Source organism: Actinomadura sp. NPDC048955 (assembly GCF_040649435.1).
In the GTDB taxonomy this organism is placed as follows: Bacteria; Actinomycetota; Actinomycetes; order Streptosporangiales; family Streptosporangiaceae; genus Spirillospora; species Spirillospora luteofluorescens.
In genome coordinates this window covers 1-8,585 of record NZ_JBEZJI010000117.1, presented here as the reverse complement: position 1 = coordinate 8,585, position 8,585 = coordinate 1, and the positions used below count along the sequence as shown (strand labels likewise).

Genomic DNA, 8,585 nt, shown 5'->3' with positions numbered 1-8,585 from the left:
CAACCAACACCACGACCACCTGCTCGCCGCCCTCCCGACCCTCACTCCAGCACTCATCCACTACAAGCACCCGGCCCAGAACACCACGCAGAACAGGCTCTTAAGGCGCCGTCTCATTTGGAGGCTGATGGTGGCCGATGAAGGGGGAAGTTGCCGAAGGCCAGAGTGCTCGGATTCGTTCGTAGCGGCGGCGCCGTCGGACCGAACTACACGCTTGACGGCAGAACTGCAGGACTAGCAACATCATTAGTTCCATAACCAATCGTGCCAGCCAGCTGATTGTGGACTCGATGCCGCCTCGGGCGAGGCGCGAGTGACGCCCCGCCCTCGCAAAAAGGCCCACAAGATCGATTGGTTGCCTGTCCGGCCCCCGGTTGGGGGCACCAGGAGCCGTGCTCGCGAGACTCTCCTTTGCCTGGCCAGGTGATATCTGGACCCGGGTGATTTACGAGGCGCTGCCCGAAGACCTTTCCACTACACGTGCGCCTCCAACCACAAGAACTTTGTCGTGAGCCCGCGACCTTGAGAAACAGCGGATGCAAACGAACCTGTACGCGGCGGACGACATCAGGAACTACAGGCGTGGGGAGACCGACCAAACCGCATTGGCGCTCGCGATCTACACCTATGAGCCGGACGACTCCAGCGGCAGATATGGCGCCACCGGCGGCACCACGACCAGATCACTGCACCTTCGCCCTTCACCCTCGGCACAACCTCAAGTCCGTTCGCGAACACTGACAGCGTGCAGCGTGCAGTCCGCCAGAACAACCGCCTGGGTACCCAGCTATGGCTGCCGCATAGTTTCCAATGCCCGGACCGTGGCCGTCTGCCGCGCGAGGGGCGCATCTCACAACTACGGCAGGTCAAGGACCCCCTCAGGCAGGATCGGGACTCTCCTCTTCATACCACGCACAACCAGTGACCGCCCCAAGTTGATGCCGCCAGCGCCTCACGATTCCTAGACCGCCGACCGCCACCCTGCGGTCGGCTCGGAACAGGCGACCGGCAAGACCAAATGATACGGCGATTACCCCCCTCGCGGGGGGCAAAGTGGTCCGGGTCGTGTGACCACCTGCACCCGCCGGAGCCTCCACAGCCAGAGCGGAGATAAGAGATCTGTTCCAGGGTGTCTCCGCTCGCTGTCACAGGTTCACCGTCTCCACGGAAGAGGTGCACTCCCCTGCTGGCGGGGGTATGCACCCGGGTGCATACCCCCGGTTACGGGGGTGCTGGAGAGCTCTCAGCTGCACAGATGCGGCGTGACTCTTAGGAATAAAACATGCGCGCGTGGTACCAAATGCACCCCGGTGCAGGTCAACGACTTCATCCGGCGTGTCATGGGGTTTCCGCCGAGTAACTCTTGTCGGTGCCGTGGTCAGCCCGAGGACTCCAGACCTTGACCACAGGAGCCCTGCCCCGGGGTTGCCGCAGTTCAACGGCTTCCTGCAGGACCGTTACCGTCACTTGCGCACGTCGGATCCGACCTGCCTGTGACTTGGAGGTCGCTGAGGTGTCTCCTTTCCAGGCCCGCCCCGTAGTACCCCTCGAGGAGGGACGCGTGATGTCCACAACCTGGACATTTCGCAGCGGCGGTGCCTCGCCGGAACCCCTGGTCGGGCGTCCGACCAGGGGCGCTCCGAGCTCTACGGTCCGAAACCGAGCTGACCCTCTTGACACCGGCTCCGCCCCAGCCGTCGTCGAACTGAACAGGTCCGTAGCACGGGCGACACCGACTTCGACCCCACCAATCGCGTAGCTCCTGCGGCTTACCCCGCCCCACCAGGTCGAAGCCAGATCAAGTCACCGGCTCGTCACGGGGACCTCCCGTGAGACAGACCACCTCCGTGGCGGAGGACGACCGATTCCTTTTGTCGGGCCGCAGGTCGGTATAGGTATGAACAGGAAGTGGATACTCGGGCTCGCCTCGGCGGGCTCGGTGATGGTGGCGTTGGACGCCACGGTGGTGACGACGGCGCTGAGCCGGATCCGTCTAGACCTCGGCGCCTCCATGGAACAGCTCGAGTGGACGGTCAACGCCTACAGCCTGAGTTTCGCCGTACTGCTGATGACCGGCGCCGCACTGGGGGACCGGTTCGGGCGGCGGCTGACATTCACAGCCGGACTGTTGCTGTTCACTGCCGCGTCGGCAGCATGTGCGCTCGCCCCAGACGTCGGCTGGCTAATCGCAGCGCGGGTAGTGCAGGGCGCTGGCGCCGCCTTGGTGATGCCGTTGGCGATGGCCCTGCTTAGCGCCGCCTACCCACCGCCTGACCGGCCGAAGGCGCTGGGACTGTTCGCGGGGCTCACCGGGCTCGCAGTGGTCGGTGGCCCTGTCGTCGGCGGCGCCGTCACCCAGGGACTCGCCTGGGAGTGGATCTTCTGGCTGAACGTGCCGATCGGAGCAATCATCGTCCCATTGGTGCTGCGCCATGTCCCCGAGAGCCGTGGTGGTGGCGCCGGTATGGACGCCGGCGGACTGCTGCTGGTGACTGGAGCCGCGCTCGGCCTGGTGTGGGGCCTGATCCGTTCGGGTGCCGCAGGATGGGGGAGTGCCGAAGTCGTGGGCACACTGGCTGCGGGGCTGGTTTGCAGCGTCGCCTTCCTGGCCTGGGAGCGGGTCGCAGCACAGCCCATGGTGCCGTTGGCCCTGTTCCGCCTGCGTGGTTTCGCGGCTGGGAACGCCGCTGGGGTATTCCTGTACGCCTCGCTCTACGGGGCACTGTTCTTCACTGCGCAGTACTTCCAAACCGCACGTGGTGACCGGCCGCTCGCCGCGGGGTTGCACCTACTCGCCTGGACTGCGGCTGTAACGGTTGTCGCGCCGATGGCGGGCAGGCAAGTGAACCGGATCGGCGCACGGCGGCTGGCGTCGCTGGGGCTTCTGATGCAGGCCGCGGGAATGGGCTGGCTCGCGCTCGCCGCGACACCGTCAGTGCCGTATTGGCAGCTGATCGTGCCAATGCTGATCGCGGGTGCCGGGGTGAGCATGGCGATGCCGGCCGCGCAGTCCGCCGTGCTCAACGCGGTCGCGCCGCAGCAGATCGGAAAGGCCTCCGGGGTGTTCAACACCGGACGGCAGCTCGGCGGGGTGTTCGGCGTAGCGGTTCTGGCACTGGCGTTCAATAAGGCCGGTGGTTACGAGGGGGCGTCGGCGTTCTCCGACGGCTTCGGCGGTGCGATCGGGGTAGGCGCCGCGCTGTCACTGGCCGGTGCGATCTCAGCGCTGGCCATCCCAAGCCATCGGACCACCTCGGCCCAGGAGCCCGCCGGGCCCGTACTCGCGCCGAGCCGCTGAGCTGCCGAGGCAGCCAAGCTGCAGCGCAACGCAGGGAGGCTTTCCAAGTCAAGTGGGTAATGAGGGGGCGGCCTGTATCGCGCGATGCGGCCCAGGCCGTCCCCTTGATTCCGCTGTGTATGCGCGCGACTACCGAGCGGTATACGGTAGTCGCGCTGGCCGGCTGGCCGGTCCCTGCCCACGGGGCTGTTGCTCCGCCCTGTCCCGAACATCACACCCGGTGCGACTCGGACGATGCGGGGATCGCCTCTACCGATTCCTTTCGGCGGCTCGCCAAGTCGGTAGGAGTAGCAAGAGCTTCAGTAACGAGTGACAGGGAGCGATCATGGCAGACACGATGGAGATCAAGCTGGGCGGCTTGGTACTCGGCTCCGACGATCCGGAACGACTCAGCGCCTGGTACCGGACGGCTTTCGCGCCATCTGCCACGGCGGGCACCGTCGTGATGGTGGGCGGCAGCCGGTTGGTCTTCGACCGCAGAGACGATCTGGGGCAGAGCACGCGAGAGCCCGGCAGGATCTTGATCAATTTCTACGTCGAAAACATCGAAACGGTTGTGGCCCACCTGAAGGCTCTGGGCGTCACGGAGTGGGTCCGCCCGGTGGAGGACTTTGGTCCAGGCCTCATCGCGACGGTGGAGGACCCGGTGGGCAACTACGTCCAGCTCGTAGAACTCTTCAACCGGCCCGACGCAGGTCAGTGACACAGGTCGTGAGGGCCAGCTACGTCGAGAGTGGTCATCCCATAAACGACGTCCTCGCCAAGGCGAAGGCAGCGGTCGCGCGTGTGCCTGACCGCGATGCTGCGGCGCTCCAGGGCGAGGCCCGGCGGGCGATGTGCGGTCCCGCTCCGGTCGGCAGAGCGAGGGGAGAATGATGCCGCACAATGACGGTTTCGCACGGCTGGCCCACCCCTACCGGCCGGAGTTGCTGGCCTACTGCTACCGCATGCTCGGCTCGGTCCAGGATGCTGAAGACCTCGTCCAGGAGACCTATCTGCGCGCATGGCGCTCCTATGAGGACTTCGAAGGCCGGGCCTCGCTGCGCACTTGGCTCTATCGAATCGCTACTAACGTCTGCCTTACCGCACTTGAGCAACGCAAGCGTCGGCCGCTGCCCTCCGGACTCGGGGGCCCCGCCGAGGATCCGGAAGGCCCTTTGGCGCCGCCACCAGAAGTGACCTGGCTGCAACCCTTCCCCGACCGTCCGGCTCCCGCCGACTCCGATCCCGCCACCATTGTGGCCGCGCGGGCAGGACTGCGTCTCGCTCTGGTCGCCGCCCTGCAGTATCTGCCCCCGCGTCAGCGGGCCGTCCTCATCCTGCGTGACGTATTGGCGCTGCGGGCCGCCGAGGTCGCCGACCTCCTCGGCATCTCCGTTCCGGCAGTCAAGAGCATCCTTCAACGCGCCCGCGCTCATCTCGACCAGGTCACCCCTTCCGAAGACGAGATGACCGAGACCACCAACGCCCACCAGCGTGAATTGCTGGACCGCTACGTCACGGCCTTCGAGAACGCCGACATCGCCACTCTGCTGGAGCTGCTGACCACGGACGCTGTCCTGGAGATGCCGCCCACCCCGACATGGTTCACCGGCCGCTCGTCCATCGGCGGCTTCTTCCGAACCAGGGTTCTCACCGTGCCAGGTGCCATCCGGATGGTGGCGACCACGGCTAACGGGCAGCCCGCAGCCGCCATGTACCAGCTCGGTTCAGACAACGCCCACCACATTCATGCGGTGATGGTCCTCACGACCACCACCGCCGGGATTAACCGCATTGTCGCGTTCCGCGACCCGGAGCTGTTCGCCCTCTTCAACCTTCCTCAAACACTCGACCGCGCCCAGGGCAATGAATCTGCCGCAACGGACGAGCAGACACCGTGATGGCGACGCTATGACGGTTCTGACTGGCGGAGCCGCGATGCTGGAACGCGCGATCGGCCATACCCTCGGTGTTGTTCGGGCCGTGACACCACGACAGCACCCAAACCCCACACCCTGCGCAGCCTGGAACCTGCGGATGCTGCTCGAACACCTCAATGATTCACTCGAGGCGTTCCAGGAAATCGTTGACACCCAGCACATGGGCATGCGCCCATGTGACGTCCTGGACGACCCGCCGGTAGCCGACCCTGCCGTGCGCTTTAGAGACCGGGCAACCCATCTGCTGGGATCTTGGCTCTCCCCCAGCCATCGCGAGCACATGACCGACATCGCCGGGCTCCAGCTCCAAACCGAGATCGTGGCCCATACCGCAGCAATCGAGATCGCCGTGCACGGATGGGACGTCTCCCAGTCCTGCGGGGATCGCCGCCCGATCCCCGCAGGACTGGCTACCGACATGTTGGATATCGCGCCGATGCTGATCACCGAGTATGCCCGCCAGCCGCTCTTCGCCCCGGCCCAAGTGGCACACTCAACCAATCCCAGCGACCGGCTGATCGCCTTCCTTGGCCGCAACCCAGATCCCTGACCGGGGGCGTGAACTCCGGACCACGACCCAGCCAAGCCACCGCAGGGGGCGAATGCCACCCCCAGGTGGTGCGGCTACCGTGAACCGTGAAGGCACAAGCAGAAAAGCGGGAATGCGTCATTTCCGGCCGGGCGATAGACGCCTAAGGCAGTCCGCAGTGACAAAATCTGCGACAGAACTTCGCGATTGGTCCGGGCTGGGAGTCGGGGCTCTGCCTTGGATCCTCGATACCTGGCTGCCGCCTCAATCGCAATTCTAGGTTGAGTGCCGACCGGACGCTGAGCAAGCGATTTCTCACGGCCACTGGAGTCACAACCTCAGGCGCGGAGGATAGTCACCTGCCCGAACCGTGTGATCGGGCCAACGCGAGTGACGAACGTCACGCGACGAGAGGTGCATCGACCGCTGGATCGCGGTCCCGGCCCGGATCTGTATCTGTACAAGTCAACAGAGGAGGCGCAGATGCGCATCGATGGATCGGTGGCTCTGGTGACCGGCGCCAACCGAGGAATTGGCCGGGCGATCACCGAGGCACTGCTGAAGTGCGGCTCCACCAAGGTCTACGCTGGGGCGCGCGATCCCAAGACGCTTGAGCCGTTGCGTGAGCACCACGGCTCTCGCCTGGTCCCAGTACGGTTGGACGTCACTGACGCCGTGCAGGTCGCCGAGGTCGTAGGCCAGGCAACAGATATCGATCTGCTGGTCAACAATGCCGGCGCGTTCGAACCGACGGAACTGACCGACCAGGCGATCATCGAGGTGGCGCGGCGTGAGATGGAGGTCAACTACTTCGGTGTCCTGCGGATGGTGCGGGGATTCGCGGACACGTTGGGGCGGCGCGGCGGCGTCATAGTGAACATCTGCTCGGTGGCCGGACTCACCAACGTGCCGCTCCAACCGACCTACAGCGCGTCGAAGGCTGCGCAGAATTCGCTGACCCAGGCTGCCCGGGCACTGCTGGCGGCTCAGGCGGTATCGGTGTACGGCGTCTATCCGGGACCGGTCGACACCGACATGACCAAGGATCTCCCGGCTGAGTTCGAGAAGACCTCCCCCGGTGACATTGCGAAGGCGATGCTCGCCGGTATCGAGGCGGGCGAGGAGGACATCTTCCCCGATGCGTTCTCCGCGGCCTTCGGCGAGCAGTTCCATTCCTCGCCGAAGAATGCGGAACGGCAGATGGCAGCCATCGTTGCGGCCTCTGCGTAGAGCGGTCAGGCGTCCGCGGTGGCTTTGCCGTACACCGGGTCACCGTGGACGCAACTGGCCACGGTGAGGGCGGCCAGGTCTGTCTACAGCTGCCCGCCGTTGTGTGAGGAATCGGATGACCGAGTTGAATACGCTGCAGGCTGCTGTCGCTGGCGACGAGCGTGCCTATGCCGAGCTGGTCGAACCGTACCGCGGCGCGCTCCACGCCCACTGCTACCGGATACTCGGCTCGGTTCACGATGCGGAGGACGCCGTCCAGGAGGCGTTGTTGCGCGCGTGGCGGCATTTGCCGTCGCTAGAGAGCCGAAGCTCGCTGCGTTCGTGGTTGTACAGGATCGCGACGAACGTCTGCCTGCGGGCGGTCGAGCGCCGGCCACCGCGTGTGCTGCCGGTGGGCTACGGTCCGCCAGGCGATCCGCGCCGGCCGCTCAGCGAGCCGCTCGACGAATCGACCTGGATTGAGCCCTACCCCGACGAGCAGCTGCGTCTCCGCGACAGCATCGCAGGTCCCGAAGCCCGCTACGAGGAGCGGGAGAGCGTCGAGCTCGCGTTCATCGCAGCGCTCCAGCGTCTGCCCGCCCGCCAGCGGGCGGTACTGGTCCTGCGCGATGTGCTCGGCTTCTCTGGCGCCGAGGTCGCCGGAATGCTCCAGACGACACCCGCCTCGGTGTACAGCGCGCTGCAGCGTGCCCACAAAACCGTCGACCACTGCCTCCCAGGGCCCAGTCAGCAAGCGACGCTCAGTTCGCTCGGTGACGCGCGGCTACGAGATATCGTCGACCGGTATGTCCGCGCCTGGGAGCGGCATGACGTCGCCGCGATCGTGGCCATGCTGACCGACGAAGCGACGATCGCGATGCCTCCGACCGCGACGTGGTACCGCGGCCGCGACGCAGTCGCGGCGTTTCTCAGGGCTAGGCCGCTGGACGGCAGCCTAAAATGGCGGCTGACTCCTACCCGCGCGAGTGGTCAACTCGCTGCCCGGGCCCATCTCTGGGATCCCGCGACCAGCGGCTTCCGGGCACACCACGCGATGGTGCTCACCTTGAACGGCGGGCTGATCAGCCACATCGACACATTCCTAGAGCCGTGGGCGCTGACGCTGGACGCGCCAGAGAGCGACGGTTGCCGACGCGACCGCACGCCGAAGGATACTGGGCTTGCTTGAGCGGCTTGGTGAGCATACGCCCGCCACATGCATCTAGGGGCTTTGGGAGTGCCACACAGGACCAGGGGCCGCTCGGGCGAATCGATGGTAGAGCCCGATCCGCCTCAATTACCTCGGCCATGAACAGTGGATCGGTAAAAAACGGCGTGCTTGGGGGAACCCGCCTTCGGCTTCGTCCGATGGCCACCCCCACCCGCCCCACCGCGATCAGCAGGCCTTGCGACCGGTCCTGGAGTTTTGGAGGGCTCGGCATGTCTCGCAATGCGAGCCGAACCGAGAAACCCTTCGCTCTATTCGAAATCGTTCGAATCCAGGGGTAGCAACTTTTGTGATGATAGCGGCTAGTCGGTGATTTTGATGCGGAGGCGGCGGAAGCCGCGGCCCTTGTTCTCGACCTTGGCGACGGTGATGCGGCCGATCTGCTTGGTGGAGCCGACG

At 65.6% G+C, this 8,585-nt stretch carries 6 protein-coding genes; all 6 read left to right on the top strand.

The genetic code is table 11. The annotated features are described in order from the left end of the window. Positions 1-1,897 precede the first annotated feature (1,897 nt). The 6 genes from AB0C84_RS44600 (at position 1,898) to AB0C84_RS44575 (ending at position 8,147) form a co-directional block, all read left to right on the top strand. Positions 1,898-3,298, top strand: a complete 1,401-nt coding sequence (locus AB0C84_RS44600) for a DHA2 family efflux MFS transporter permease subunit (protein WP_361078633.1) — start codon at positions 1,898-1,900, stop codon at positions 3,296-3,298. A gap of 325 nt (positions 3,299-3,623) precedes the next feature. After that, positions 3,624-4,001, top strand: coding sequence for a VOC family protein (locus AB0C84_RS44595; RefSeq protein WP_361078630.1), 378 nt, complete (start codon positions 3,624-3,626; stop codon positions 3,999-4,001). Positions 4,002-4,134: 133 nt separating this feature from the next. After that, positions 4,135-5,181, top strand: a complete 1,047-nt coding sequence (locus AB0C84_RS44590) for a sigma-70 family RNA polymerase sigma factor (protein ID WP_361078628.1) — start codon at positions 4,135-4,137, stop codon at positions 5,179-5,181. Positions 5,182-5,218: 37 nt separating this feature from the next. Then, positions 5,219-5,770 (top strand): TIGR03086 family metal-binding protein, encoded by a 552-nt coding sequence (locus AB0C84_RS44585; protein WP_361078626.1) that lies wholly within the window; start codon positions 5,219-5,221, stop codon positions 5,768-5,770. Positions 5,771-6,232: 462 nt separating this feature from the next. After that, a complete protein-coding gene (locus AB0C84_RS44580) occupies positions 6,233-6,979 on the top strand; it encodes an SDR family oxidoreductase (RefSeq protein WP_361078623.1) in 747 nt (248 codons plus the stop codon). Positions 6,980-7,094: 115 nt separating this feature from the next. Next, entirely contained in the window at positions 7,095-8,147 is a 1,053-nt protein-coding gene (locus AB0C84_RS44575) for an RNA polymerase subunit sigma-70 (RefSeq protein ID WP_361078620.1), read from the top strand. The last annotated feature ends 438 nt before the right edge of the window (positions 8,148-8,585 follow it).